This window comes from Novosphingobium sp. HNCC26DJ243, from assembly GCF_057180545.1.
This window is the reverse complement of sequence record NZ_JBXUGN010000006.1, coordinates 93450-119613: the sequence shown is the minus strand read 5'-3', so window position 1 is coordinate 119613 and position 26164 is coordinate 93450. Positions and strand designations below refer to the sequence as shown.

Annotated in this window: 21 protein-coding genes and 1 tRNA gene; 9 read left to right on the top strand and 13 right to left on the bottom strand. The window is 63.6% G+C overall.

The annotated features are described in order from the left end of the window. Positions 1 to 200: 200 nt before the first annotated feature. The gene (locus tag AC2A04_RS15740) at positions 201 to 659 is read right to left on the bottom strand and encodes a response regulator (RefSeq protein ID WP_484213305.1); all 459 of its coding nucleotides are present in this window, start codon (positions 657 to 659) and stop codon (positions 201 to 203) included. Between the two features lie 84 nt (positions 660 to 743). Beyond that, entirely contained in the window at positions 744 to 1901 is a 1158-nt protein-coding gene (locus tag AC2A04_RS15735) for an N-acetyltransferase (protein ID WP_484213304.1), read from the bottom strand. Between the two features lie 169 nt (positions 1902 to 2070). On the opposite strand from AC2A04_RS15735, the gene AC2A04_RS15730 reads away from it, so the two are divergent. Further along, positions 2071 to 3162 carry a fatty acid desaturase family protein gene (locus AC2A04_RS15730; protein WP_484213303.1) on the top strand — a complete coding sequence of 364 codons (1092 nt, stop codon included), beginning with the start codon at positions 2071 to 2073 and terminating at the stop codon, positions 3160 to 3162. A gap of 25 nt (positions 3163 to 3187) precedes the next feature. Here the strand turns inward: AC2A04_RS15730 and lptG are convergent, their stop codons facing one another. Continuing rightward, positions 3188 to 4288 carry an LPS export ABC transporter permease LptG gene (gene lptG, locus AC2A04_RS15725; protein WP_484213302.1) on the bottom strand — a complete coding sequence of 367 codons (1101 nt, stop codon included), beginning with the start codon at positions 4286 to 4288 and terminating at the stop codon, positions 3188 to 3190. After that, a complete protein-coding gene (lptF, locus tag AC2A04_RS15720; RefSeq protein WP_484213301.1) occupies positions 4278 to 5522 on the bottom strand; it encodes an LPS export ABC transporter permease LptF in 1245 nt (414 codons plus the stop codon). Before lptF ends, lptG begins: the two co-directional genes overlap by 11 nt. A 248-nt stretch (positions 5523 to 5770) precedes the next feature. On the opposite strand from lptF, the gene AC2A04_RS15715 reads away from it, so the two are divergent. After that, the gene (locus tag AC2A04_RS15715; protein WP_484213300.1) at positions 5771 to 6214 is read left to right on the top strand and encodes a hypothetical protein; all 444 of its coding nucleotides are present in this window, start codon (positions 5771 to 5773) and stop codon (positions 6212 to 6214) included. A gap of 60 nt (positions 6215 to 6274) precedes the next feature. On the opposite strand, the gene clpS is transcribed toward AC2A04_RS15715, so the two are convergent. The 3 genes from clpS to AC2A04_RS15700 form a co-directional block, all read right to left on the bottom strand. Continuing rightward, complete coding sequence (gene clpS, locus AC2A04_RS15710; RefSeq protein WP_484213299.1) at positions 6275 to 6655, bottom strand: ATP-dependent Clp protease adapter ClpS; 381 nt, start codon at positions 6653 to 6655, stop codon at positions 6275 to 6277. A gap of 210 nt (positions 6656 to 6865) precedes the next feature. Then, the gene (locus tag AC2A04_RS15705; RefSeq protein WP_484213298.1) at positions 6866 to 7729 is read right to left on the bottom strand and encodes a phasin family protein; all 864 of its coding nucleotides are present in this window, start codon (positions 7727 to 7729) and stop codon (positions 6866 to 6868) included. Between the two features lie 151 nt (positions 7730 to 7880). Then, on the bottom strand, positions 7881 to 9749 hold the full coding sequence (locus AC2A04_RS15700; RefSeq protein ID WP_484213297.1) for a PHA/PHB synthase family protein: 1869 nt from the start codon (positions 9747 to 9749) through the stop codon (positions 7881 to 7883). Between the two features lie 172 nt (positions 9750 to 9921). On the opposite strand from AC2A04_RS15700, the gene AC2A04_RS15695 reads away from it, so the two are divergent. From AC2A04_RS15695 to AC2A04_RS15680, 4 genes are all read left to right on the top strand, one after another. Next, positions 9922 to 11121, top strand: a complete 1200-nt coding sequence (locus tag AC2A04_RS15695) for an LL-diaminopimelate aminotransferase (RefSeq protein ID WP_484213296.1) — start codon at positions 9922 to 9924, stop codon at positions 11119 to 11121. 154 nt (positions 11122 to 11275) lie between these two features. Further along, positions 11276 to 12109, top strand: a complete 834-nt coding sequence (locus tag AC2A04_RS15690) for a crotonase/enoyl-CoA hydratase family protein (protein ID WP_484213295.1) — start codon at positions 11276 to 11278, stop codon at positions 12107 to 12109. Positions 12110 to 12131: 22 nt separating this feature from the next. Further along, positions 12132 to 13517: an RNB domain-containing ribonuclease gene (locus AC2A04_RS15685; RefSeq protein WP_484213294.1), complete on the top strand. Its 1386-nt coding sequence runs from the start codon at positions 12132 to 12134 to the stop codon at positions 13515 to 13517. Between the two features lie 74 nt (positions 13518 to 13591). Beyond that, positions 13592 to 13665, top strand: a tRNA-Cys gene (locus tag AC2A04_RS15680). 35 nt (positions 13666 to 13700) lie between these two features. Here AC2A04_RS15680 and AC2A04_RS15675 read toward each other — a convergent pair. The 6 genes from AC2A04_RS15675 to AC2A04_RS15650 all read right to left on the bottom strand — a co-directional run bounded on the left by AC2A04_RS15675 (position 13701) and on the right by AC2A04_RS15650 (position 22984). Beyond that, positions 13701 to 14291, bottom strand: coding sequence for a hypothetical protein (locus AC2A04_RS15675; RefSeq protein ID WP_484213293.1), 591 nt, complete (start codon positions 14289 to 14291; stop codon positions 13701 to 13703). Beyond that, positions 14288 to 15640 carry a sensor histidine kinase gene (locus AC2A04_RS15670; RefSeq protein ID WP_484213292.1) on the bottom strand — a complete coding sequence of 451 codons (1353 nt, stop codon included), beginning with the start codon at positions 15638 to 15640 and terminating at the stop codon, positions 14288 to 14290. Before AC2A04_RS15670 ends, AC2A04_RS15675 begins: the two co-directional genes overlap by 4 nt. After that, the gene (locus AC2A04_RS15665) at positions 15637 to 16323 is read right to left on the bottom strand and encodes a response regulator transcription factor (RefSeq protein ID WP_484213424.1); all 687 of its coding nucleotides are present in this window, start codon (positions 16321 to 16323) and stop codon (positions 15637 to 15639) included. Before AC2A04_RS15665 ends, AC2A04_RS15670 begins: the two co-directional genes overlap by 4 nt. Positions 16324 to 16428: 105 nt before the next feature. Further along, positions 16429 to 17331 carry an SH3 domain-containing protein gene (locus AC2A04_RS15660; RefSeq protein ID WP_484213291.1) on the bottom strand — a complete coding sequence of 301 codons (903 nt, stop codon included), beginning with the start codon at positions 17329 to 17331 and terminating at the stop codon, positions 16429 to 16431. Between the two features lie 207 nt (positions 17332 to 17538). Next, on the bottom strand, positions 17539 to 21783 hold the full coding sequence (locus tag AC2A04_RS15655; RefSeq protein ID WP_484213290.1) for a hypothetical protein: 4245 nt from the start codon (positions 21781 to 21783) through the stop codon (positions 17539 to 17541). 25 nt (positions 21784 to 21808) lie between these two features. Then, positions 21809 to 22984, bottom strand: coding sequence for a tetratricopeptide repeat protein (locus AC2A04_RS15650; RefSeq protein WP_484213289.1), 1176 nt, complete (start codon positions 22982 to 22984; stop codon positions 21809 to 21811). A 287-nt stretch (positions 22985 to 23271) separates the two neighbouring features. Here AC2A04_RS15650 and AC2A04_RS15645 point away from each other — a divergent pair, with 287 nt between their 5' ends. From AC2A04_RS15645 to AC2A04_RS15635, 3 genes are all read left to right on the top strand, one after another. Continuing rightward, positions 23272 to 24183, top strand: a complete 912-nt coding sequence (locus tag AC2A04_RS15645; protein ID WP_484213288.1) for a LysR family transcriptional regulator — start codon at positions 23272 to 23274, stop codon at positions 24181 to 24183. Positions 24184 to 24271: 88 nt separating this feature from the next. After that, entirely contained in the window at positions 24272 to 25591 is a 1320-nt protein-coding gene (locus AC2A04_RS15640) for a glycoside hydrolase family 1 protein (RefSeq protein ID WP_484213287.1), read from the top strand. Between the two features lie 77 nt (positions 25592 to 25668). Further along, entirely contained in the window at positions 25669 to 26163 is a 495-nt protein-coding gene (locus AC2A04_RS15635) for an asparaginase domain-containing protein (protein WP_484213286.1), read from the top strand. Position 26164: the final 1 nt, after the last annotated feature.

The window sequence follows — 26164 nt, the reverse complement described above, 5'->3', positions numbered from 1 at the left end:
TTCGGAGTTGAGGGAACCGTCGTCTTTTAGGCTCGTTTTATCCTTGTCACCGCCGAGACCCCCCCTCCCGTCCAAGCGGCTGGTGATACGATCCCGAAAGGTCCCCGTCGGAAACGGCGGGGACCTTTTTTCGAAGGTCGGACGCCCCGGCCGCGCTTCATGGTAGCGTGGTCGGGGTTACCCGTACCGATTTTCGGGGCTCAGTTGCGGTTCGACAGCGCGTCGCGAATGCGTCCGAACAGACCGCCGCTTTTTTCGCGTTCCACGATCGAGATCAAGTCCCTGGTGCGGAATGGCTTAGCCAGCACATGTCCCAGCTGGGCGGCAGAAGCCGGGATGGATTCAGGCGTGCCGGTGGTGAACACGATCCGTGGCGGGGTTTCGCTCAACTGGATTGCAAGCTCGGCCAGAGCCCAACCATCGTCGCGGTCGGCCAGATGAACGTCGAGTACCAACACTGCCGGCATTGTCCGGGCAAGCGCATCCATTGCCTCAGCGATGCTAGGGCAGATGACCACGGGATCGGCACCAGCCTCGGCCAGCGCCTCTGCGATGTCCATGGCGATCAGCGCATCATCTTCGACCACCAGCGCCGCGCCCAGTGTGCGACGCTTGCGGGGTGGCACGGCGTTGCCCGGATCATGGCCCTCGTTAAGCACCGTACCTGTTCCCTCATGACGTCCGCAGTGAAAACGTCGGGAGCGCAGTGTCGGTTCCTTTGAGAGAAACCCTTCCGGACGAAATCAGAGCGCCTTGTCGTATATCACGTAGGCCTTGTTGATCTGGCTGTCGATCGCTTCGGCGATCGCGTTCATTCCCTGATTGTCCTCGAGGATCCAGCCGATCTCGCCCCGCGTCGCGCCATAATCGCGGATGGAGTTGCGACGGATGTATTCGATCATCATGAAAGCCAGCTGGCTGGCAAGCCGCGAGGATTGCAGGCGCTTGCGCACGCCCATCAGCGGGACGCGCATCGTGCGCACCTTGGGCTTGCGCAACCAGAGCAGCAGCTTGGCCCAGTTGAACGGGAACAGGCTCCCCCCCATCGGCTTGATCACTTCGTTGAGGTCAGGCAGCGTCATCATGAACGCGACCGGCTCACCCTCATACTCGGCGACCATGATCAGGTCCTCGCGCACGATCGGTTTGAACTTCTTGCCGGCATACATGATCTCGGAATCGGAAAAAGGCACAAAGCCCCAGTTGTCCGACCATGCATCGTTGAGAATGTCGAGAATCAGCGCGGCTTCGGCTTCGAACTTCGATTTGTCGACATTGCGGATGCGGATCTTGGGGTTTTTCTCGCCCGACGCGATGATGCGCTGGATCAGCGGCGGGAACTCGTGCCTGATGTCGAGATCATAGGTGTTGAGGGTCTTGGCCACCTGATAGCCGAGCGCCTTGATGTAGTCGTTGTAGCGCTCGGGCTGGTGGCCCATCATCACCGTGGGCGAGTGGTCGAATCCCTTTACCAGCTGGCCCGGTTCTTCCCAGATCGACATCGAAAGCGGCGCGAGCACGCGGGTCATGCCCTTGGCGCGAAGCCAGCCCTCGGCATGCGCGATCAGGGCGCGGGCGACAGTCTCGTCCTCGGCTTCGAGCAGGCCCCAGTTGCCGGTGCCGGGCCCCATGCCCTGCGATGGGTCCATGGCGGTGGCAAGATGATCGATGTGGGCCGAGATGCGGCCGACCGGCTTCTGCCCACGGCGGGCAAGGAAAAGCTGGACATCGGCATGTTCGAAGAACGGGTTCTTGCCCGGCGTGATCAGTTCCTCGGCTTCCATCCGCAGCGGCGGCACCCAGGCCGGATCGCCCGCGTTCATCGAGTAGGCAAGGTCGACGAAGGCCTTTCGGTCAGCCTTGCCGGAAACGGGAGTGATGATTACTTCGCCCTGAGCCACGATCTTGCCTTTGTTTGCGGGTAAGCGGGAATTTGCCCGGGGAACTGCGGTTCAATCCGGTATAATGTCAAGCCGAAGGCGCAAGTGGGGGCGCTTCAGGCGAAAATGAGCGGCTTGGTGCAGCCACGCACGGGACGCGACAACAAGGGTCACACTGGAAGTTTTTCGCATGATTGCCACCGATACGCTTACCCCCCGCGCTGCCGCACCCGCGCAGCCTTCGCTGCCGCGCGGCCTTGCCGGCACGCCTGATGACAAGGAAATGCTTCGCGCAGCGGTCGAATTGACGCGCGACATCGCCACGGCCCGGCCTGAAATCTACTGGCCCGACATGCTCGTTTCGGTGGCGCTCGGCTATGCCGCGCTGGCCGGCGCGATCCTGATCGAAACGCCATGGATCGCGGTCGCTTCGGGGCTGGTTGCTTCGCTCGCGCTCTATCGCGCGCTGCTGTTCATTCACGAGCTCACCCATATCCACAAGACCGCGCTGCCCGGTTTCCGCTTTGCGTGGAACCTGCTGGTCGGCATTCCCATGCTGATTCCGTCGCTGATGTACGAAGGCGTGCACACGCTGCACCATGCTCGCACCCGCTATGGCACCACGGAAGACCCGGAATACCTGCCGCTTGCCCTGATGAAGCCGTGGTCGCTGCCGGTGTTCGTGATCTCGGCCCTGCTGTTGCCGGTGGGCCTGCTCATCCGCTTTGCCGTGCTCGTGCCGCTGGGCGTCGTCATCCCTCCCTTGCGCAGGCTGGTGTGGGAGCGGGCCTCGTCGCTCTCGATCAATCCCGATTTCCGCCGCCGCCCGCCCGAGGGCGATTTTGCGCGCATGGTGTTCTGGCAGGAACTTGGCGCTTCGGCCTGGGCAATCTTCGTCCTTGCGTGGAGCGCCACGCATTCATGGCGTCCGCTGCTCATCGGCCTCGCCGTGGTCGCGCTGACGGCGCTGCTCAACCAGATCCGCACACTCGTGGCGCATCTGTGGGAGAACGAGGGTGAGGCGATGACCGTGACCGGCCAGTACCTCGATTCGGTCAACGTGCCGCCGCCGGCCTGGCTGGCCCCGCTCTGGGCTCCTGTGGGCCTGCGCTACCATGCGTTGCACCACCTTTTGCCTTCTATGCCCTATCACGCGCTGAACGAGGCGCACCATCGCATCCGCGCACACCTCGGCCTCGGCTCGACCTACGAGAAGGCAAACTACAAGGGGCTGATGCCGCTGGTAGGACGACTGGCGCGCAGCACCATGCTTCCGCGCTGAACGAACTCCGGATCCGCGCCGGGGATCACTCCTCGGTGCGGATAAGGACCGTTTCGCCGATCAGCAGAAACAGCACGAACGGTGCCCAAGCCGCCAGAAACGGTGGATATGCCCCGAAATTCCCCATCGCCAGCGCGGCATTGTCGAACACGAAGTAGGCAAAGCCCAGCGCCATGCCGGTCACGGCGCGGACGAACAGGTGCCCCGAACGCGCAAGGCCGAACGCGGCAACTGCGCCGAGCAGAGGCATGAGCAGCGCCGACAGCGGCCCCGAAAGCTTATGCCACCACTTGCCGTCGATCTCTGTCGTGCGGAATCCCGCCTCTCGGATCGCGGCGATCGAGCCGGTCAGTTCGCTGATCGGTTCAGCGTCGGCATCGACCTTGCTAATCGCCACCTGCACGGGCTCGACCGACTTCGCAAAGACCTGATCGGTCGCAGACTTCGTCTTGCGCGCGCTCTGCACGTCGAACATATCGGGCTGGCGGAACGTCCAGCCGGGATTGGCATAGGCTGCCGAAGGTGCCGTGACGATCTCGGTGACCATGCCTGTCGGGTCACGGCGATACCAGCTCACCCCGTTCATGGTCATGGCCTTGCCCTGGCCGGCCACGGACCGCGCAAAGAGGATGTTCGGCCCATCCTGCAGCCAGACATTGGTCTTGATCGCCGATTCACGCGGGATCGGCCCATATTCGACATTCTGCCACGCCTTGAGCGTCGAGGTCGAACGGGTGACGATGCGTTCGTTGAAGGCGAAGGTGACGATGGAGGTGGCGGCCGCCACCAGGAAAAGCGGCGCCAGCACCTGATGTGCTGAAAGGCCAGCTGCCTTCATCGCGATGACCTCGCTGTTCTGGTTCAGCGTCATCAGCGTGATGATCGTGGCCAGCAGCACCGAATAGGGCAGGAACCGGCTCACGAGCTGCGGCATGCGCAGCGAGACGTAAGTCAGCAGCTGGCCCTGTCCGTTGCCGGGGGCAGCAAGCACCTTGCCGCTTTCGCTCAAAAGATCGAGCATCTGCAGGACGAGCACAAGCATTAGCAGCACCGCAAGGATGCGCACCACAAACATCTTGGCGATATAGGTGGCAAGCGTGCGCGAGGGGAAAAACTCAAGCTGCATGCACGGACTCCTCGCCATCGTCCGAGACGGGTTCGTCGCGCAGCGGCTTGCGCTGGAACAGCTTGCGCACCATCCGCGAGACCTTGGCAAATCCGGTCTCGAGCGCGCCGATCGGCTGGCCGCCCGGCACATAGGCGATCCGCCAGTACATCCACACGATCAGCGCGGCAAAGGCGACGAAGGGACCCCAGAGCGCGAGCACCGGATCGACCCTGCCGAGGCTGGCCACGTCCTGTCCGTACTGGTTGACCTTGTGATAGGCGACGACCAGCACGATCGACAGAAACACGCCCAACGCCGAAGTCGAGCGCTTGGGCGGGACGGCGAGCGCCACTGCCAGCAGCGGCAACAAAAACATCATCACCACTTCGACTAGGCGGTAGTTCAGGCTCGCCTTGCTCTGGTTGCGCAAGTTCTCGGAATAGCGGTCATTCCAGCCGATCTGCAGAAGCTCGGGCAGGAAGTATTCGCGGTCGGCATCACCGCGCTGGCGGAACTGCTCGATCTTCGGGAGATCGATCGGCAAATCGTGGCTGGCGAAGCTCAGCACGCGGGGCGAGACGATGCCCGGTCCGTCCTGAACGATCTGGCCATCGGTCAGGCGCAGGATCACCGTGTCGGGGCTCTCGCGGTTGGCGAAGAAGCGCCCCTCGCGCGCCGAGATGACCATGACCTGCCCGTTGCCGGTCTGGATGCGCGCAAAGATGCCGCGCAGATCGCGGCCTTCGTCCCTGCTCGAATCCACGCGCAGCGCGGTGCGGTCCTGCAATGAGTTGAACTCGCCCACCTTGATCGAGGCGCCCAGCGCGCCCGAGCGCAGCTCGAACTGGAGCTGTTCGTAATAATAGCGCGAAAGCGGCTGGAGATAGCTGACGATCAGCAGATTGAGCAGGGCAAGTGCGATCGCGAACATGTAGGGCACGCGCAACAGGCGGGTGTAGGACAGTCCGACCGCGCGCATCACGTCGAGCTCCGAGCTCATCGCAAGCTTGCGGAACGCGAACAGGATGCCGAGCATGAGGCCGAGCGGGATGGCGAGACTGGCGTATTCGGGCAGCAGGTTTGCCAGCATCTTGAACACGACGCTGACAGGTCCGCCTTGCGTCGCGACAAAATCGAACAGCTTCAGCATCTTGTCGAGGATCAGCAGCGACGCGGCCAGCACGAACACCGACAGCATCGGCACGAAGACGAGCCGGGCGATATAGCGGTCGGTGGCGGTGAGAAATTTCACTGTGCGGAGTTGGACTTATCTGAAAGTGATCTGGCTGCGAGGCTGCAAGACAACCCTGGTGGATACGAAACGCCCCGGCACCGAGCCATGTCGCTCTGCGCATGAACGTTGCCTGTGCGGCAGGGACTAGCCGCAACGCCGCTCGCGGGGAAGGAAAAAGCTGCCACTTCCGACATCCATAAACGAAAGATATAGTTTTAAATGGCTAAAGGTTATATGGAGGACGCGATGGCGACAGGAGTTCCAGCGTGTCCTACGAACAGATCGGTGCGAGAAGCTTGAAAGCGGAGACCCATGGCGAGAGTGCCGCCGATTACTACAGCGAGCTTGCCGACTGGTGCGAACAGCTTGCGCCGGGCGAGCAGCGCAAAGGGTTCGAAAGGGTCTTGCGCGAGCTTGCCGATTTCGATCTGGTTCCGGATGCGGGGCGCAAGGACGTCGCCAGCCAGTGGATTTCGCTGCTGGCAGACTCAGGGGCGTTTGAGAGCGCAGCAATAGCGGTCGTTCCCCGTGATGCGATTTTCACGGGCGGGCGAATGAAGGATGGCTCGTTCATTGCTCAGGTCATACCGCAGGGGAGAGCCGGGGCGCACTCGCGCAACGCAAGCAGCCTGTCGATGGCATTGCTCGCCGCCTTGCTGAGAGCGTTGGCTCGGCAGGATGATAATGAGCAGTCTGCCTGCGCCCACTGACGGCGCGCTTCTGGCCAGAAACCGGAACCGGGCCACGCGCCCGGTTCTTTCTTGCCGTCGTCAGGCTTTCTCGAGCGTACACTGCAGCGGGTGCTGGTTCTGCCGCGCAAAGTCCATCACCTGGTTCACCTTGGTTTCGGCAATTTCATAGGGAAAGATGCCGCAAACGCCGACGCCGCGCTGATGAACGTGCAGCATGACGCGCGTTGCCTGTTCCAGGTCCATGTGGAAGAAGCGCTTCAGGACCATCACGACGAATTCCATCGGCGTGTAGTCGTCGTTCAGCATCAGCACCTTGAACTGGCTTGGCTTTTTGGGCTTGGCGCGTGTCTTGGTGGCGATACCGACTTGGTCGTCGCCGCCTGGCCCGCGCGAATCATCGTCCCCGGCGCAACGCTGGGGAACGGACATGTCCGTTGAGGCAAGGCGATCGATGCTCATGATGGACCTGAATATCGCATTCCCAGCGCCTTACGACAAGAGGCAGCGCGGGCATGCTCGCTCGGAATCGGTCTGAAGCCCCGCAAAAGCGTCAGTCTGTTCGCTTCGAAAAGCAATCGGACCGGAAGGGCCAAGGCCCATCCGGTCCGATGATCTCATGCAGGCGGGCGCTGCGGCAAGGATACCCTTGCCTCAGTCGCCTCTGTGCAATCAGGCGGCCTGCTTGATCTTTTCGACCGCGAGGCTGACGCGGGTCGAGATCGGCTGGAACGCTTCGTTGACCAGCTTGAGCATGGCTTCGCTGTTCTTCGAGCTGGCGGCAACCGCAGCGTCGAAGTTCTTGCGCATCAGGGCCGACTGCTTTTCGAAGAATTCGGTGGGCGACTTGACCGTCGCGAGGTCCTTGACGTCAGCAGTCATGGTCTCGAACGAGGTCTTGGTCTCGGCGACATAACCCTTGGTCATGTCCTGCAGGCCAGTGGCGAGGATCTTCGACGATTCGACGATCGCTTCGACATTGCCCTTGGCGAACGAGCCGGCATCGCCGAACGCGGCCTTGGCCTTTTCCTGGGCGTCCTTGAACGCGGTCTGCAGCTTGTCGGTGAATTCGGTGGTGGTGGTAGCCATTGCAAAAAGTTCCTTCCTGGACGTCGGCGCTTTTGCGCTGCCGACGAAAGATTTCACGCTTTGGGTCTTGACCGGGGTCGTTGTGACCCGAGGTTTGGCGGTGAAAGGACGCTTGCTTGCGGGCTTCACCGCAGGCACTGGCGCGGCCGCCTTGACGGGCAGCTTGGGCGCGCGGGCCTTGGCTAGAGTGGGGGCAGCGGCCTTTTTCACCGGCTTGCGTACCTTCACCGGCTTTGCCGGCGCGGGAACCACCGCTTCGACCGGGGCCGATGCTTCCACCGGCGCGGCCTTGGCCTTTGCCTTGGGAGCGCGGACCGACTTGCTCGGTTCTTCGGCAATCGGCTGTTCCGGCTCCACCGCTTCAACTGCCGGAACTTCGGGCTGGGCAACGATCGCGTCCACCGCGGGGGTAGGCTCGTCCGTGCTGACCTTCACTTCATCGACCATCTCAACGACTCCTGCGTTCAAGCATGGCGAACATGAGGTGTTCACATTTCACGCTTGTTGCAGTGCACAAAATAATACTGCGCTGCAGGATGTCAAGAGTTTTTGTGCAGTGCACAATTTCCGAAATGGATCGAGCCGTATGGGATCGTTATCATCGCATCCGGACGTATCGACCCGGTGCGTTTTCGATCACCGGATCGCTCTTCCCGCCAGGCGCGCGTTTGCCCTTTGCAGCAACCTTGCGCGGCGCGCGCCCTTCGATCCATGCGATCCAATCGGGCCACCAGCTGCCTTTTGTCTCGCTAGCGCCCGCCACGAACTGCTCAAGGCTGCCGGTCTCGGCGGGATTGAGCCAATACTGGTACTTCCCGGATTCGGGCGGATTGACCACCCCGGCGATATGCCCTGATCCTGCAAGCACGAAGCGCCAGTCTCCGGCAAGATGACGCGTCAGTTTCCATACGCTCTGCGGCGGGGCAATATGATCTTCGCGCCCCGCCTGAATATAGCATGGTGTTGCAATGCGGCGCAGGTCGATTGGCGTATTATCGGCAACCATCGCGTCAGGGATCACCAGCCGGTTGTCCCGGTAGAGATCGCACAGATAGGCCTGATGCCACTTCGATGGCAGGTTCGTCGTGTCGCCATTCCAGTGCAGCAGGTCGAATGCGGGATAGTCCTGGCCGAGGAGGTAGTTGTTGACCACGTAGTTCCAGATGAGGTCCGAGCCCCGCAGCGCGTTGAACGTCGCTGCCATGTAGCGTCCATCAAGGAAGCCATCGGTCGACAGCGACTCCAGCATCTTCAGCTGGCCATCGTCGATGAAGTTCCTGAGCTCGCCGGCATCGTCGAAATCCACCTGCGCGGTGAAGAACGTGGCGCTGGCAACCTTGTCGCCTTCGCCGCGACGCGCCAGCACGGCCAGTGTCGCCGCCAGCGTCGTACCGGCAACGCAATAACCGATCGTATGGACAGCCGGGACTTTCAGGCGTGCCCGAACATGGTCGATCGCCTCAATCTGTGAGCGGATGTAATCGTCCCAGACGACCTCGGCCATCGAAGCGTCGGCCGATTTCCACGACACGACGAACACCGTCAGCCCTTGCGCCACCGCCCAGCGGATGAAGCTCTTCTGCGGATTGAGATCGAGGATGTAGAAGCGGTTGATCCACGGCGGGAAAATCACCAGCGGCACCTCGAACACCTCGTCCGTGGTCGGCGAATACTGGATCAGCTGGAACAGCGGCGTTTCGTGCACCACCTTGCCCGGGGTGACGGCGATGTTGCGGCCGAGTTCGAAAGCGTTCGGGTCGGTGTGGGTGAGCTGGCCCTTGCGCAGGTCGTTGAGCAGATGCTCCACGCCCTTGACCAGATTCTCCCCCTTCGTCTCCATCGTGCGCTCGATCACGACAGGGTTGGTGAAGGGGAAGTTCGCGGGCGACAGCGCATCGGTCACGACCTTGGTCGCGAACATGAGCTGTTCCTTGCGCTCGGGCGAGAGCCCTTGCGCATCGCGCGCCATGTCGTGAAGCTTTTCCGAAAGGAAAAGGTAGGTCTGGTGGATCAGCGCGAAGGCGGGCTGCTCGTGCCAGCGTTTGTCGGCAAAGCGGCGATCCTTTCGTGGCAGGGCGGGGGCATCAGAGGCAGGCTGCGTGCCCGGGACAAACTGACCCATCACTGTGCTCCACAGCGCCATGCTTTCGTTCCAGAGCTTTGCCTGCGTCTCGGCCTGCGCGAACGGAAGCTGGCCGGCCATTGACATGAATGTCTGCGTCCACTTGCCGATGTCGCCCATCTTGGCCAGCATCGGCTCGACATGTCCGGCCTGCTCTGCGCTGAAATCGAGCCACATCTTCTGAAGCTTGGCAGCAGACATTGCCCAGTGCTGCATATCGGCCGGATCGGTGGCGAGAGCCTGGCCACCCGGCATGAGCGGGGCAAAAAGACTGCGCATCGCCTCCCCCTGCTGACGGAACACGTCCTCGATCACGATCGAATCATTGCCCGCCTTGTCCGTCATGCGCGTCCCTTTGCCGTTACGTCTTCGCCGACTATACACGCCGCCGGTCGACTTGGCAGCCCTGTCTTGGCCTGCATGCGCAACCTCTCGTGCGAGGTTCCCACTCCAAAGGTTTTGGCGTAAGGGCCAGATTGCGGCACTCCTGCCGCGCCTTTTCGATGAGTATTCAACCGTGGACGAAGAATTCTACCGCATGAAGCGCCTGCCGCCCTACGTCATTGCCGAAGTCAACGGCATGCGGGCCGCCGCGCGCGCCGCCGGTAGGGACATCATCGACCTCGGCATGGGCAATCCCGATCTTCCGCCGCCCGCTCACGTGATCGACAAGCTGTGCGAAGTGGCGCGCAAGCCCGATGCACATGGCTACTCGGCCTCCTCGGGCATTCCCGGCCTGCGCAAGGCTCAGGCCAATTACTACGGCCGCCGCTTCAACGTCGATCTCGATCCCGAGACCGAAGTGGTGATGACGATGGGTTCCAAGGAAGGACTCGCCAGCCTGGCAACCGCGATCACCGCGCCTGGCGATGTCGTGCTGGCCCCCAATCCGAGCTACCCGATCCACACTTTCGGCTTCATCATCGCCGGAGCGACGATCCGTTCCGTGCCGACCACGCCGGACGATCGCTACTGGGATTCGCTTGACCGGGCGATGAAGTATTCGGTGCCGCGCCCGTCGATCCTGATCGTCAACTATCCGTCAAACCCGACGGCCGAGACGGTGGATCTCGCGTTCTACGAAAGGCTGGTCGCCTGGGCGAAGGAGAACAAGGTCTGGATCCTGTCGGATCTTGCCTATTCCGAGCTGTATTTCGACGGCAACCCGACCCGTTCGATCCTCGAGGTTCCGGGCGCCAAGGATGTCGCGGTGGAATTCACCTCGATGTCCAAGACTTTCTCGATGGCGGGCTGGCGCGTCGGCTTCGCGGTCGGCAACCCGCGCCTTATCGCTGCATTGAAGCGCGTGAAGTCCTATCTCGACTACGGCGCGTTCACGCCGATTCAGGCTGCGGCCTGTGCGGCTCTCAACGGCCCGCAGGACATCGTCGACAAGAACCGCGAACTTTACCAGAAGCGCCGCGACGTGATGGTCGAATCGTTCGGACGCGCTGGTTGGGACATCCCGAGCCCGAAGGCCTCGATGTTCGCCTGGGCACCGCTTCCGCCTGCGCTGACCCATCTTGGCAGTCTCGAATTCTCGAAGCAATTGCTGACCCATGCCGAAGTCGCGGTCGCACCGGGTGTCGGCTATGGCGAGGACGGCGAGGGCTTCGTGCGCATCGCCATGGTCGAGAACGAGCAGCGTCTCCGCCAGGCCGCGCGCAACATCAAGCGCTACCTGCAGAGCATGGGGGTCAATTCCTCGGCAGCGTGAGCGCGGCCCGATCGCGACGACCTCTCGCAAGTCATTCAACGGCCCCTCCTGCCACGCAGTAGGGGCCGCTTCGCTTTGTCGCATGTTCCCGTCAGGACGCTGGACCCCGCGTGCGTCCTTCGGCAACATCGTCCGGACAAATCGACAAGAGCGGATGCCAGCAATGAACTTCCACGACCGCGTCACCGTCACCATCGAGGATCACGTCGCTCACGTCCTGCTCGACCGGGCGGACAAGATGAACGCGCTTGATGATGCGATGTTCGAGGCGATCATCGCGGCCGGACACCACTTGCACAACGCGAAGGGCGTGCGCTGCGTCGTGCTCTCGGGTGCGGGGCGTTCGTTCTGCGCCGGGCTTGACCTTGCCAGCATGGGCAACACTGAGCGTTGGGGCGGCGGAGACGGCAGCGGCAACGGGCAGGGCGACGGGCTGACCGAACGCACCCACGGCAATGCGAACCGGGCACAGCAGGCGGCAATGGTCTGGCGCAAATTACCGATGCCGGTGATCGCGGCGGTCCACGGCGTCTGCTTTGGCGGCGGGCTGCAGGTGGCAAGCGGCGCGGACATCCGCTTCGTTGCCCCCGATGCGCGGCTCGCCGTGATGGAAGTGAAGTGGGGCCTTGTGCCCGACATGGCCGGCTACGTGCTTTGGCGCGGCAACGTCCGCGACGATGTGCTGCGCGAACTGACCTATACCCATCGCGAATTCACTGGCGAGGATGCAGTGCGGCTTGGCTTTGCGACGCATGCCAGTGCCAATCCGCTCCTCGATGCGATGCAACTGGCGCGCGAAATCGCCGGCAAGAGTCCGACCGCGGTGCGCAGCGCGAAAATGCTCTCCAACCGCACGCCCGACATGGACGTCGACGAGGTGCTCATGGCCGAATCCAAGGCGCAGCATGAACTGATGTTCTCGCGCAATCAGATGGAAGCCGTGCGCGCCGGGATGGAAAAACGCGCCGGAGAATTTGTCGATCCGTGATCGTGCGGCATAAGAGGGGCGCATGAAGGCCATTCACGATCCGCTCGGCGCGCTGACGCAAGGGCTCGCCGCGATCCGCGCGCAATATCAGGTGCCCGAAGGTTTCCCGCCGCAGGTGTTGGAAGCTGCCGATCGAGCAGCCCAGCGGGCGCCGACCGCGCATCTCGATCGTACGGCTATTCCCTTCGTCACGCTCGATCCGGCCAGCTCCACCGATCTGGATCAGGCTTTCTGGATCGAGCAATCTGGCCCCGACCTGATCCTGTCCTACGCGATTGCCGATGTCGCATGGTTCGTCGAAGATGGGGACGCCCTGGACGTCGAGGCGTGGAAGCGCGGTGAGACGCTCTACCTGCCCGACGGCAAGGCCGGGCTCTACCCGCCCGCGCTGGCAGAGAGGGCGGCCAGCCTCCTGCCGGATGGCCCGCGCCCCGCAGTGATCTTCACGGTGCGCCTGAATCCACAGGGCGAGGCGCAGCTCGATGGGGCCGAGCGCGCGATGATCCGAAGCCGCGCAAAGCTTGCCTATGCGGACGTGACAAGGGCGCAGCTTCCGCCGGCCTTTGCAGAGTTCGCTGCGCGCATGGACGCTGCCGAAGCCGCGCGCGGCGCCGCTCGTGTGGATCCGCCTGAGCAGGAGGTGGAGCCGCTTGGCGAAGGGCGTTACGGACTGGCGTTCCGCCCGCTGCTCGAATCCGAGCGGCACAACGCCGCGCTGTCACTATCGGCCAATCTTGCGATCGCGGCCGCGCTGCAGCAGGCGGGGACAGGTCTGTTCCGCGTCATGGCGGGGCCGACTGCCAAGGCGATGGCACGCCTCCGGTCGACCGCTGCGGGCCTCGGCCTCGATTGGCCGAAGGACCATGACCTCAAGGCATTCGAGCGCACTCTCGACCAGCGAAAGCCCCATCACGCTGCCTTCATGCTGGCGGTTCGGCGCGCGGGCAATGGCGCGGGTTACGCGCCATGGATTCCCGGCGTCACCCCGTGGCACGAGGCGATTTCAGCCACCTATGCCCACGCCACCGCGCCGTTGCGACGTCTGGCCGACCGCTACGTCATTCGCGCAACGCTCGCCGTCGCCAATGGTCAGCCGGTGCCCGATGTGGTCGAGGACGCTTTTCGCCGCCTGCCCGCCGTTATGGCCAAGGCCGAGGCGACATCGGGCCAGATCGAGCGCGCGGTGATCGATCTTGCCGAGACGGTCATGCTGCAAGGTCGCGAAGGCGAGCGCTTCAGCGCCTGCGTCACCGATACCGACGGCGAATCGGCGCGCATCCAGCTCATCGATCTTCCGGTCGTCTCGCGCGCGAAAATTCCCGGTGCCGTTCCCGGCCAGAGCCTCGATCTGCGGCTGGAAGCGGTCGACAGCGCGGCACGGAGGCTTTCGTTCGTGCCTGCAGGCTGATCGCGCGCAAGAACCCCTTGCGGCATGGCCGTCTTCGGGCTAACCGCCCCGAACCACGCAGCTCCTGCGATCGAGGCCCGATGGCGGAGTGGTTACGCACCGGATTGCAAATCCGTTTACGCCGGTTCGATTCCGGCTCGGGCCTCCATTTCCACCATCGCACCAGCCACGCCGCACCCGGTATCAGTCGATCACCAGATAGTACCCTGCGGGGTTGGCGCTCGAGTTGCCCAGCACGATCTCGAACCGGCCGCTGTAGATCGGGGTCCAGGTGCACTGACGACTGCGGGCTTTTGCCGGGGGGCAGACCGGCTTGGCTTCTCCGTCCAGCACGGTGAAGTCGAGGCTTCCCTGCCCCGGCGTCGCCACCGCTACCCTTGCGGCGCGGCCTCCGTCGAACAGTTGCGGCAGACGCACCGTCTTGCCGGGTTCAAGCATGCCGGCCTTGTAGGCAGGCCCCAGAACGCGCCCGCGATAGGGCGGTGTTTTGGGCATTTCGGCCTTGTAGCGCCAGACGGCAACAGGGTCCGGCCCGCCATCTGCCGGTCGCGCACCGAAGGTATCGAGCGCGGCAATGATGACACCGAGCTGCGCGGGCTGGCCTTGCGCTGCCTCGGCGGCGGCAAGCAGCTCTGCCACGGCGGATGCCGGTTCGCTGGCATCGCTTACGGCCACGCGCACCGGCACGGATCTGTCGGCCGAATGGCTGGCAGGGCTTGCGCATCCACCGAGCGCGGCGAGCGCAATGCAGGCCATCAGGGCAGGACGGTTCATGGGGCAGGCTCCAGGATGAATTGTGCGCCTCGCGGGGTGTCTCCCAGGCGCAGGACGAGGCCATGGCGCTCGGCAATGGCACGCGACAGGGCGAGCCCGAGGCCATGGCCGGGACGATCGCCCGGTGCGGTTGCGCGGACAAAGCGTTCGAAAATGCGGTCGCGCTGGTCACGCGGGATGCCGGGGCCATCGTCCTGCACGACGATGCGTGGTCCCTGTGCCAGTTCGAGCCGGATGCTGCCTCCCTCCGGCACGTACTTGATCGCATTGTCGAGCAGGTTGGAAAGCAGGCGCGTGATCTGCATCCGCTCGCCCAGCATCGTCACGCCAGGCGCAATCGCGGTCTGAAAGGTCAGACCGGCCTCGTCGGCGCTGTCTTCGTAGAGGTCGGCAAGGCTTGCGATCAGTGCGCTCAGGTCAAGTTCGGCAAGCCCCGCCAGATCACCGCGGCGGCTTTCGGCAGAGGCAATGTCGAGCAGCGAATCGAGCATCGTGGTGATGCCGCGAATGTCTTCGCGCGATTGGCCCAATGGTCCGCCGGGTGCCTCGCCGCGTAACTGCATGGCGGATCCGAGCCGATTATCCAGATGCATCAGCGGCGTGCGCACTTCATGCGCGACGTGTTCCGAAACCTGCTTGTAGGCCCTCAGCAGTTGGGCCTGCCGCGCCAGCAGGCGTGCGCCGTGCCCTGCCATCTCGTCGATTTCGTCACCCCCGCGCGAGCGGGCCGGAAAGCTCGCGGCACGTCCATCGGCTGCCGAACCCAATGCGGCGTTAACTGCGTCCATCCTGCGCGCCAGATGACGCGAGGTGAACCAGGCGACCATGGCCACAGCTCCGACAATGGCCGCGCCGACAGCCAGAAACACGCCGGACAGGACCAAAAGCGACATGCGGTCCCGGTCATATTCGCGCGCCACCAGCAACTGGAGATCGGGTGCGAGTTTTGCCCCTTGCGCAAAGGCCTCGGTGCCGCCTGCCAGCGTCACGAAGCCCTCCTCGGACAGCGCTGCATTGAGAGTCGGCCAATGGGCAACGTCGCCCGAAAGCCGCCTTCCGGCACCATCGGCGACCAGATAATGCGAGCGCCGCCCCTCGAGACTTACAACGTCCTGGCGGTCATTCACGCGGCGCAACAGCTCGTCGCGACCACCTGTTGCGTAGATGTCGATAAGTCCGGCAAGGTCGGTCGAGACCGTCGCCGAAAGCGATGCGCGTGTCTGGCGCTGGATCGTGATCATGGTAACCGCAAACAGCACGGTGACCGCCAGCACTGCGATCAGGATCGAGGCGGTGGTGAGCTGACCGAAGATCGAACGGCCACGCGTCAAGGCGGGCCTGGTGATCATTCGCCTCTCGTCAGGCGGTATCCGGCGCCCCAGATCGTCTCGAGCGCGGGGCTGGCGAAGCCTTCCTCCAGCTTGCGCCGAAGGCGGCCAATGTTGACGTCGACGACGTTGGTCTGGGGATCGAAGTTCATGTTCCACACGTCGCGCAGCAGCATCTCGCGCGTCACGGTCTCGCCCGCATTCTCCATGAAATAGCGGAATAGCGCGAACTCGCGCGGCGAAAGCGGGATATGTCGGCCACTGCGGAATGCGGTGCGGGCTTTCACGTGGCATTCGAATGTGCCGAAGATGATCACCGCGCCGTGGACCTTGCCTGCCGACCGACGATGGAGCGCGCGCAGCCGGGCGACCAGTTCCTGCGGCTCATAGGGTTTGGCCAGGTAGTCGTCGACACCGGCCTCAAGCCCTTCGATCCGGTTCTCGCTGCGGCCCAGCGCCGAAAGCATCAGGACCGGAGTGCCCACTCCGGCCGAGCGCAGGCGCGAGACGATTGTCAGGCCATCGAGATCGGGAAGCATGCGGTCGAGGATAATGACGTCGAAAGGCTCGGCACCTGCACGCTGAAGGCCGCCCGTGCCGGTCTGTTCCCAGGCGAGCCGGTCGCCGTCGTCAGCGAGCAGCGCTTGCACCGCCTGGGCTGCGCGCGGATCGTCCTCGACATAGAGGATATTGAGATTGCCCATCAGCTTTGCACCCCCGAACCCAGCCTCCTGAACCAGCGCATGTGCGGCGAAACCGTCCGGCGCGATCATTTCACGCCGGACGGTCCGCATGCAACCGTTCAGTTTTCAGCGCATGTCCTCGACCGAGACCCAGCCCTTGGTGCCGAAGCTGTCCTGTACCTCGATGAAAAGACCATTGCGCTGGCCGGTGGGGGTGAGAGCGGTTCCGGCGCGAACGGTGCGCAAGGCTGCCGACTTTGCATCGGGATTGCCGTACATCTTCGTATCGACAGCGGTCGTGGCCGAAGCGGCGGCCGCAGCGACGGCCGGAGCAGCCGGCGCCAGCGAAGCCAGCGATGGTCCCTGCGCCGATACGGCGTTGAACGCCTTGACGAAGGCTTCGATCAGCATCTGGCCATCCTTGCTGCCCGCATAGGCGGCCCCTGCCGCACCGTTGGCGACCGAACCGATCGTGCCGCCGCCGTTGCCGAACGAAAGCGTGGTCTTCTTCACCTCGCCCGATCCTTGCGCAACGGTCTGGCCATTGGCAGGGCTGATCAGGCGGATGCCCGCGGCGACGACCTTCTTCTTGCCGCCGAAGCCGCCGAACATGCCGAGCATCGAGCCGCCACCAGGAATGCCGCGCAGCATGCCGCTTGCCGCACCCGAACGCACGAGGCCTTCCATTGCCACGCCCTTGGCGGTTTCGATCGACTTGTCGACCTCTTCCTTGTCGCCCGCGATCACATTCATCAGGAACGATGCCGGCTTGCCGCTGGCAGGATTGTGCACCGTGAAGCAGCCGGATTCCGATGCCAGCGCTGCGATCAGTTCGCGCGGGGAGCCAAGGCCGTACTTGGTCCAGCCTTGCGTGTCGCCATCGACCAGTGCGACAGTTCCAAAGCTCTTGTCGCACTTGGCGAGCGAGACCGGCGGTTCCTTGTCAGCGGCCATGGCCGAGGTGGGAATGCCGCCGAGCAGGCCTGCGGCAAGCGCGAAGGCGGCAATGAAACGGGACTTGCGATACATGACTGGCATCCTTCGAAACCTTGCCGCCGGTTCGTGGCGGCATGGACGGATCATGCTTCGAAGGTCGTCCGGGCGACACACAACAGTCCAGTTAGCCTTGTGACAAATGCCGTCATCTTGGTTTACGTGCAGAGGTTCGGCGCGACAGCCGGAATGCCGAGGTCGGCTGCCGCGCCGGCCAGGGACGACGGTGCGTCCTGGCAATCATCAGGGCTGGGCTTTTCCGAAGACCGCCGCACCGTTCACCGTAAATGCTCCGGTCGGTGCAAAGTCGCTGATCTGGTAGCCCAGGCCCACGTGGCTGGCGCCGGTACCGTAGAGCGCGCCCACGACCGAGGCGTTGCACGAGGACAGGCAACTGCTGGCATTGAGTGGCGTGATCCCCACCGATGCGGAGCCGAAGCGCATGTCGTTGCCCACAACTAGTCCGCCGTTCGACGGGTCGGACGCTCCACCAGCCGTCGCGATCGTCCAACCGCGCGGCCCGGTGTTGACGTCGAGGCTGAAGCCGACCTTGGCCTGGCTGCCGAACTCGACCGCCAGCGAACCAGAGACCGTTCCCGACTGGCCGTCCGCCCCGTTGAAGTTTGTCGGCGCAGTCGATCCGACGATAGCGTAGTCGACCTTGCCCGAAGCGGGGAGTGATACGGCAGGAGTGCCGGTTATGAGATGGCTGTTGGGGTTGAGGTTCGCGTTCGTCGTGGTGTTGTCCCAGCGGCTCCACGCCACGGTATCGCCGACCCTGCCTCGTTCCTTGAGTACGGAAGGAGGGCCATAGGATGTGGTCGAACTGGAATTCAGCTTGATCCGGCTGATCGAGCCCGTCGTGCCGACGTCCACTTCCTGCGCGGTGAAGGCGCTCGTTCCGCCGTCGACCATCGTTAACGTGGTGGCGTTGGTCAGCATGGGAGAGACGGTGCCCGTCCCGCTGTCGGTTGGAAGTGTCCCTTCCTTGCCGAACAACGCGGCACCGGCGATCTGTTTGTCGCTTGTTCCGCCGACCGTCACGTAACCGAAGCCGAGACGGTTCTCGGGCGTCGCGCCGCCAAAGCCGCCATAGAAATTCACGAAGCAGCCGGAATTTGCACAGGCAGGGCCCGTGGCGGACAATGTTGGCCGTATGACCAGAAACTGGGGATTGTTGCCCACCTGTGCGGCTTGAAGCGCGCCGCTCGCGCCGCCAGGGGTGCTGAAGGTGTAGGTTGCATCGGGCATCGTGATGGTGCCGTCCATTGCATAAGTCAGCACAGCCCCGAAACCGATGCGCAGGTTCGCGCTGAACGTGCCGGGCGCGGTATGGCCATCGGTGTAGATCGGGCTGGTCGCGGCAAGCAGATCATAGGAGATCGATCCGCTGATCGGGAGCGAACCGCTGATCGGCGCCATCAGCGCATAGGCCAGACCATTGTTGAGGCCATAGGTAACCTGCGTATTACCGACCGAGAACGTGCCGTCATAAATCCGGCCGATCACGCCGCTCGCATCGCCTGCCAGGTCGGTAAAGCGGGAGGTGTCAGACACATTACGGATACTTCCCGTAAAGCTGCCGTCCGAGCCGACAACCGCGCTTTGCCCGCTGTTCCAGCCACTGGTCTCCTGCGCCGCCACGTAGAGATTGAGACCGCTGGTGGCGGTAAAGCCGCCGGTATAGGCAGAGCTGGTCCCGCCGCCGCCACTAGACGGCGCATTGCCGAGATGATCGAGCGTCGTGCCGCTCCTGCCGAACACGGCCAGCCCATTGACGAGATTGGGATCGGGCACCGACTTGTCGTTGATCGTGTAGACGAAGGCGGCGTAGGCAGCGTCCTGCCCGAACAGGTTGCCGTTGAGGCTGGTCGCGCAAGTTGCGCTACAGCCGCCGCCCGACGTCGAAGTCGTCGTCAGGTTGGCCGACGTTCCGGCAAAGCTGCGGTCCGTGCCGATCAGAAGGCCGCCGTTGGACGGATCTGCCGATCCGCCGGCGGTCTGCACGTGCCAGCTACGGCTGCCCGCAACAACGTCCATTGCAAGTCCGACTGCCGGCGCAGATCCGAATGCCACGGCGAGGCTGCCGGTGAAGGTGCCGATTTCGCCTTCGGGGGCATGGAAGTCGGTCGGCGCGGTGCCGCCCACGAGGCGGTAGTCAATCTTGCCGCTTGCCGGAATCGTCGCAGATGGCGTGCCGGTCAGCAGGTGGCTGTTGAAATTGATCGCATCGTTGGCGGTATTGTCGAGATAGCGTGTCCAGGCCACGTCATCGCCGAAATGCCCGAATTCCCTGGCTTCGTTGCTGGGATTGCTCGCATAGTTGAAGTCGAGCGCGGAACCATTGTGCGTGAAGCGCAGCCGCGTGATCTTGCCAGCCGCATCGACGTCGGCCGTCACCGGGTTGGCGATGAGCGTGGCTTCTGCATTGGCGACATAGGCCACAGGCTCCTGCGGTGTACCGCCACCACCGCCACCGCCGCCGCCGGGAAGCCCCGCGAACTGATCAGGATTTCCACCGGCTGCGAGGTAGAGATAGAAGTCCTCGATGAAGGCCAGCGTCTCTCCCGAAAACAGCGAAGCAAGCACGCCGGAATCGGTCAGCGCCTTTAGATAGGCCAGGATCTGGGCCTGCGTGAGTGCGGTATAAGCCGACGGCGTGCCACCTGCGGCAAGATAGGCGTAATAGGCTTCGAGCGCGCTCACGTAATTTGCGTAGACCGGGAGGCCGGCATAGCCATCGGCGCTGCCGCCGCCCGCAAGGTAGGCGTAGTAGGCACTGAGAAATTCAGCCTGACCTGCCAGCAGGCTGCCCAGCTTGCCGCTGTCGATCAGTGCCTTGAGATATTGCTGGAGCAGCGCGAGGTCTGCGCCCGAATAGGCGCTCGGCACCCCGCCCGCCTGCAGATAGGCAGCGTAGGCCGAAAGGGCATCGGCATAGCTTGCGTAAGTATTGGCCGGCAGCCCCTGCCAGCCATCGATCGTGCCGCCCTGCTTGAGGTAGGCAAGATAGGACGCGAAGAACTCAGCCCGATCGCCCAGCACTTGCGCAAACAGGCCGCTCGACTGCAGCGTCTCGAGGTACTGACGCAGCACTGCCGGATTGATCGCGGCATATTCGCTCGGCAGGTTACCGCTTGAAAGATAGGCGAAATATGCGTCGAGAGCCGTTCGATACTGCGCGATGAAGGCCGCGCCACCATTGGCGAGATAGGCCTGGAGCAGCGTGCGATCGGCTTCTGCCAGTTGCGCCAGCAGTCCCGACTGATTGAGAAATGCAATATAGGCGTTGAGCGTTTCCTGCGTCGCGCCCTCGAATGCCAGGGGATCACCGCCGCTGCGCAGGAATGCGAAATAGGCGGCTGTCAGGCTGGTGTACCGGCTGGCGAAGAGGTCGGCATTCCCCCCCTGCTGGATGAACGCGAGGTAGGCATCGACCAGCACCCGGTTCTGGCTCGACAGGCCGGAAAGCGCATCGGTCCGACTCTGGTAGGAGAGAAACGCATTGATGTCGGCAAGCGTGGTGCCCGAGAACGAGGAGGGTGCAGCGCCCGACCGCACGAGGTCGAGGAACTGGACCATGAAGCCCGCGTAGACGCTCAGGAACTGGGCCTGCGAGCCACCATTCGCAAGGTATCCAAGATAGGCACGGATGATGTCGGCCTGCGCCTGATCGAACGGCGTGCCGCCATAGAGGCGTTCAATCTGTGCGGCATAGCCGACCAGCGCGGCCAGATCGCCCGATGGGAACGTCTCAAGCGTCGGATTGGTGACCGCCGCTTCAATCCGCTGTCCGGCCGAGACGATGTCGCCCGCCGCACCCGCCGCGGCAAGCGCTTCTCCGAGCACTACCGGAACGCCATTTTGCGCCGCGGCCGCGGGCCCACCCGAAGTGATCGGAACGACTGCAGGTTCGACCGGTGAAGGGGTGACAGGCGCCTTGGCGAGAACCGGACGCGGGGCCGGTGCGACAGGCGCAGACATCGCCAGGCGCGGATGGCCGTTGGCGACTTCCCATGCCTGTCCCGCGAAGAAGCGCTTTTCCTCGCGCCCGTTGGCAATCGCGGCGAGCCCCGTCAGCACCCGGCCGGTCGCCATCGGCTTTCCGTTCCGGTCTGTCCCGACCGAGAAGCTGCCCGAAGAACCACTGCCGGTAATCTTGGCCGTGCCCTGATCGGCGAGGCGCACGAGCGTATCGCCCTTGGCGGCGCCGGCAACGGTCACGTTACCCTTGAAAAGGTCGACCGAACCGTCGGGGCGAAGCTGGAATTCCGCGCCTTCGACGAACGAAAGCATCGCGCCGCTAGGCAGACGCAATTGCATGACGCCACTTGTCTGCGAAACGCGTTCGCCACGCAGTGCTGCGGCAGCAAGGTCGGGATTGTCGGCGAAGACGAGTTCCTGCGCATGGGCAGGCATGGCAATGGCCAGCGACGATGCGCCGATCAAGAGGGCGGTCAGCGGCTTGAGTGTGGTCTTTGCGATCATCAGGGGTCCCCCGGCTCAGCAGGATCTAGAATTCGAAACGGGCGCCGGCCTGCACGGTCCAGCGTTCGTGATCGTAGAGGGCGATATTCGACCAGTTCCGCGACCAGGTGGCCTTGGGCTGGAGGAAGAACCGGGGCATGACGGCGAACTTGACCGCGGCAGTCAGGTCGATGCGCTCGTCATTGCGCTTGCGCATGAACAGCACGTCCTGGCGGTCATACCGGCGCATGTCGAATGCAGCGCCGGCCACCAGAGCGATCGTCGGCGAGACAGGAAACTCCGCCCCGGCGCTGGCACCGGCAAACGAGTTCGACTGGGCATCGCCTGCCTGGCGGCGCGTTTCCTCGTGCCCACCAATCACGTTGATCGCATAGGTGCGGGCGGCAAAGCCCATGCCCACGGCAAAACGATCGGAATCGCGCAGGCCATCGCGGTCGTATTCGAAGCGGTTGTACTGGACCGAAGCGGACAGCGCCTTTCCGCCCGGCAACATGTGGGTGTACTGACCGATCGCGCCGAACGCCGTGCGATAGCTGCGATGGCCCAGCCAGTACCTCTGCACCTGCCCCGATAGCGAAACGACATCGCGGCTGGCAAAGGTGTGCGCAAAGCCCGCCGTGCCCGTCAGGCTGGCCTGATCGAACGCGGCGCTGTCGAGATTGTCGCGGAAGTTGCCGAGCACCGAGCCGAAGGCGCGGTCCTGCCTTCCGATTGCCTTGACGCCGCTGATCCCGCCAGACAGGTCGTAGAATTCGTCCCGCTGCGCCCTAGCGCCAGCGCCCAGCGAACCCGGCCCGAGCGCTGCGAAGAGCGGGATCGTGATCGATGTCAGCTGCGTTGCCGAATTGATGTTGCTGTCGTGCCCGAATGCGGCCTCGCCGAAACCAGAGACGTCCGAACCGCCACCGTGGATCTGCTTGTCGAACTGCCGGACGAAACCGGTGAAACGCTGGCGCACCGGATCGGGAATTGTCGGATCGTCCACCACAGTCGAAAACTGTGCGCGTGCCGTGTCGATGTCGCCGGCCAGCGCATAGGCGCGTGCAAGCTCGGCGCGGGCAGGCGCGTTGTCGGGCTGACGCGCCAGCACCCGCTGCAACGCGATGATCGCTGCTCCGTAATGGCCGGCATCCGACGCCGCGATGCCAAGAGCATAATCAAAGGCAGGGTCGCCTGCCTTGGTGTGCTCCTCAGCGCTCAAGGCCTGATATCGCCCTTCTGCTTCCTGAGTCGGCTGTGCTGCCTGCTGCCCGAATGCAGGAAGTGGCAGCGCGGCTGCCGCTGCGACTGCGCAGGCTGCATGCAGTAGGTGATGCGTGGTTGCCATCGTGTCCTCGCTGGATTTCCGGCTTTCCAGCTATCGCCTGCGCGCCGCGAAGTCCGATGACAAACCCTGTCAGGCGAATGACAAGTCCCGATCCATGGCGTGAACCTTGATTTCGCGCAGATGCATAGACACGGGCTATGCCTGCGCGTTAATCCCTATGCATGACCGAAACGCCTTCCCGCCTCCGCATCGATCCGCGCGCTGTCGCCACATTCTGGAAGGTGTGCGAGACCGGCTCGATTTCCGGTGCGGCACGCGCGCTCAACCTGTCCCAGCCATCGGTTTCGAACACCGTCGCTCTGCTAGAGCAGCGACTGGGCGTCACGCTTTTCGCACGTTCGCGCAGCGGGATCGTCCTGACGCGCGAGGGCGAGGCGCTGCGTGATCGCGCCGAGGCGATGGTCCGCCTGCTGGAGAGCGCTGCGGTCGAGATCGATCACGCATCGCGCAATATCGCAGGCCCCTTGCGCATCGGCGGCACGCCCGGCGCGCTGGTCAGTCTCCTGCCCGATGCCGTGGCCAGACTTGAGCAGAGCGTTGGGCCCTTCGCGCTCAGCGTGATCGAACGCCCGGATTCGCAGCTTGCCGATCTCCTGCGCAAGGGCGCGATCGACCTCGCGTTTATCACCACCGAGATCGAGGAATGCCCAGAAGATCTGCGGGAGGTCACTATTGCCCGCGACGCTTTCTCGCTGATCGTAGGCCGGCGTCACGATGCGCTGGGCGAACGCGTTTCGCTGCGTGAAGTCTCGACGATGCCTTGGGTCCTGCCCGAGGCCCAGGGCGCATTCCGCCGCCAGGTCGATGCGCTGTTTCTCGCGGCAGGAGTGCAGGTGCCGCAGAACGTGATCCGTTGCGATTCCCTGCTTACCACCAAGGCGATCGTCCGGGACAGCGACAGGGTCACCGTCTTGCCGCGCACGGTGGCAAGTGCGGAACTTACCATCGGCGTGCTGCGCGCCATCACCATCGCCGAGGCGACCTTCGAGCGCAGCGTCGGGGTGCGTTATCTTGCCAATCGAGGCTTGCCGCCGCTTGGCAAGGCCATGGTGGAAGTCCTGTCGATGCCATAGGCAGCATTGATGGATGGGTGGTAACATCCTATTTTACCCGATGCCCGATTGGCCCTAGGTCTCCTTCCAAAGCCTCTGGGGAGAGATCATGTTCGACCGTCGCACCATCATTGCCGGAACCGCTGCCCTTGCCGCGTCGCCTGCACTTGCCAAAGTAGCCAGCCGCAAGGTGGTCAGCCCTGCCTTCCCGTCAGGGTTTCTCTGGGGCGCTTCGACCGCACCCCACCAGATCGAGGGAAACAATACCACGTCGGACCTCTGGTTTCTCGAGAACCAGCAGCCGACCATTTTTGCCGAGCCGTCAGGCGATGCCGCCAACAGCCTGCTGCTGTGGGAACGCGATCTCGACCTCGCGCGCGACATCGGCCTCAACTGCTATCGCTTCGGCGTGGAATGGGCGCGGATCGAGCCCGAGAAGGGCCGCTTCAGCCAGGCCATGCTCGATCATTATCGCCGTGTCGTCGAAGGATGCCGTGCGCGCGGCCTGACGCCGATCGTGACCTACAGCCACTTCACCGCGCCGCGCTGGTTCAGTGCACAGGGCGGCTGGACCAATCCCGAGAGTGCGGACCTCTTCGCACGCTATGCCGACAAGGTGACCCGCGCGATTGGCGATCTGATCCATTCGGCCATCACTTTCAACGAACCCAACATCCTTCTCATCCTCAAGCCGATGCTGCCCCCACAGGTCTGGGACATCCAGAAGCTGACGATCGAGACGGCCGCCAAGCGCCTTGGCGTCGAAAAGTTTGTATGTGCCAACGTGGCCGGTTTCGACGATCTGCCAGCCCTTCAGGCGGGACTTCTTGCCGCGCACAAGGCAGGACGCGCCGCGATCAAGGCGGCAAGGCCGGACCTCAAGGTCGGCCTTTCGCTGGCCATGCTCGACGATCAGGCCGTCGGCAGGAATTCGGTCCGCGACAAGATCCGCGCCGAACTTTACGGCCAGTGGCTGGACGTCGCCAAGGCTGACGATTTCATCGGCGTGCAGAACTACGAGCGCGCCCTGTGGGGCGACAAGGGCCGCCTGCCTGCGCCCGCCGGCTCTCCGGTAAACTGGTCCGGCACGGAAATCTGGCCGGGCTCGCTGGCCGGTGCAGTGCGCTATGCCCACGAGGCCACCGGCGTGCCGATACTCGTTTCCGAACACGGCGTGGGAACGGCAGACGATGCCGTGCGCGCAGCCTTCATACCGCCAGCCCTTGCCGAACTGAAGAAAGCGATCGACGACGGCGTGCCGGTGATCGGCTATTGTCACTGGTCGCTGATCGACAATTTTGAATGGATTTTCGGCTACAAGCCCAGGTTTGGCCTTGCCAGTTTCGATCCGGTCAATTTCGTGCGCACGCCCAAGCCGAGTGCGGGAGTCTATGGCCGGATCGCAAAGGCGAATGCCGTAGTGGCCTAGAGACCGCCGCTCCATACAGCGACGAGATCGGCGAGGAGGGTCTGTCGCTTTGCGACGCGTTGGGTTAAGGCCCCGTAATGCAACAGCAACCGATCCTCGTCCTGACCACCGGCGGCACCATCGACAAGGCCTATTTCGACGCACTCAGCGAATATCAGATCGTCGAGAGCGGCATCCCCGCGCTGATCGCGCAGGCCCGCGTGGCGCTGCCGTTCCGGGTGATGGAACTGATGCGCAAGGACAGCCTCGAACTGACCGACGCCGACCGCGCCCTGATCGCCGCCGCTGTGCGAGAAGCGCCCGAGACGCGCGTGGTGATCACACATGGTACCGACACGATGACCGAGACGGCCAAAGTCCTCGCAGACGTCGCGGGCAAGACCATCGTGCTGACCGGCGCGCTTTCCCCGGCGCGCTTTTCCGAAACCGACGCCCCGTTCAATCTGGGCATGGCTTTTGCCACGGCGCAGGTTGCCGCATCCGGTGTCTGGATCGCGATGAGCGGGCAGGTGTTCGATGGCTTGAAAGTGAAAAAGGACCGAGCGGCAGGGAAGTTCGTGGGGCTCGACTGAT

What these genes read in the sequence shown, in the direction of transcription:
- AC2A04_RS15730 (WP_484213303.1), top strand. Translation starts at nt 2,071, where the DNA reads ATGATTGCCACCGATACGCTTACCCCCCGCGCTGCCGCACCCGCGCAG.
- lptG (WP_484213302.1), bottom strand. Translation starts at nt 4,288, where the DNA reads ATGCAGCTTGAGTTTTTCCCCTCGCGCACGCTTGCCACCTATATCGCC.
- clpS (WP_484213299.1), bottom strand. Translation starts at nt 6,655, where the DNA reads ATGAGCATCGATCGCCTTGCCTCAACGGACATGTCCGTTCCCCAGCGT.
- AC2A04_RS15705 (WP_484213298.1), bottom strand. Translation starts at nt 7,729, where the DNA reads ATGGTCGATGAAGTGAAGGTCAGCACGGACGAGCCTACCCCCGCGGTG.
- AC2A04_RS15700 (WP_484213297.1), bottom strand. Translation starts at nt 9,749, where the DNA reads ATGACGGACAAGGCGGGCAATGATTCGATCGTGATCGAGGACGTGTTC.
- AC2A04_RS15690 (WP_484213295.1), top strand. Translation starts at nt 11,276, where the DNA reads ATGCCAGCAATGAACTTCCACGACCGCGTCACCGTCACCATCGAGGAT.
- AC2A04_RS15685 (WP_484213294.1), top strand. Translation starts at nt 12,132, where the DNA reads ATGAAGGCCATTCACGATCCGCTCGGCGCGCTGACGCAAGGGCTCGCC.
- AC2A04_RS15675 (WP_484213293.1), bottom strand. Translation starts at nt 14,291, where the DNA reads ATGAACCGTCCTGCCCTGATGGCCTGCATTGCGCTCGCCGCGCTCGGT.
- AC2A04_RS15670 (WP_484213292.1), bottom strand. Translation starts at nt 15,640, where the DNA reads ATGATCACCAGGCCCGCCTTGACGCGTGGCCGTTCGATCTTCGGTCAG.
- AC2A04_RS15665 (WP_484213424.1), bottom strand. Translation starts at nt 16,323, where the DNA reads ATGGGCAATCTCAATATCCTCTATGTCGAGGACGATCCGCGCGCAGCC.
- AC2A04_RS15660 (WP_484213291.1), bottom strand. Translation starts at nt 17,331, where the DNA reads ATGTATCGCAAGTCCCGTTTCATTGCCGCCTTCGCGCTTGCCGCAGGC.
- AC2A04_RS15655 (WP_484213290.1), bottom strand. Translation starts at nt 21,783, where the DNA reads ATGATCGCAAAGACCACACTCAAGCCGCTGACCGCCCTCTTGATCGGC.
- AC2A04_RS15645 (WP_484213288.1), top strand. Translation starts at nt 23,272, where the DNA reads ATGACCGAAACGCCTTCCCGCCTCCGCATCGATCCGCGCGCTGTCGCC.
- AC2A04_RS15640 (WP_484213287.1), top strand. Translation starts at nt 24,272, where the DNA reads ATGTTCGACCGTCGCACCATCATTGCCGGAACCGCTGCCCTTGCCGCG.
- AC2A04_RS15635 (WP_484213286.1), top strand. Translation starts at nt 25,669, where the DNA reads ATGCAACAGCAACCGATCCTCGTCCTGACCACCGGCGGCACCATCGAC.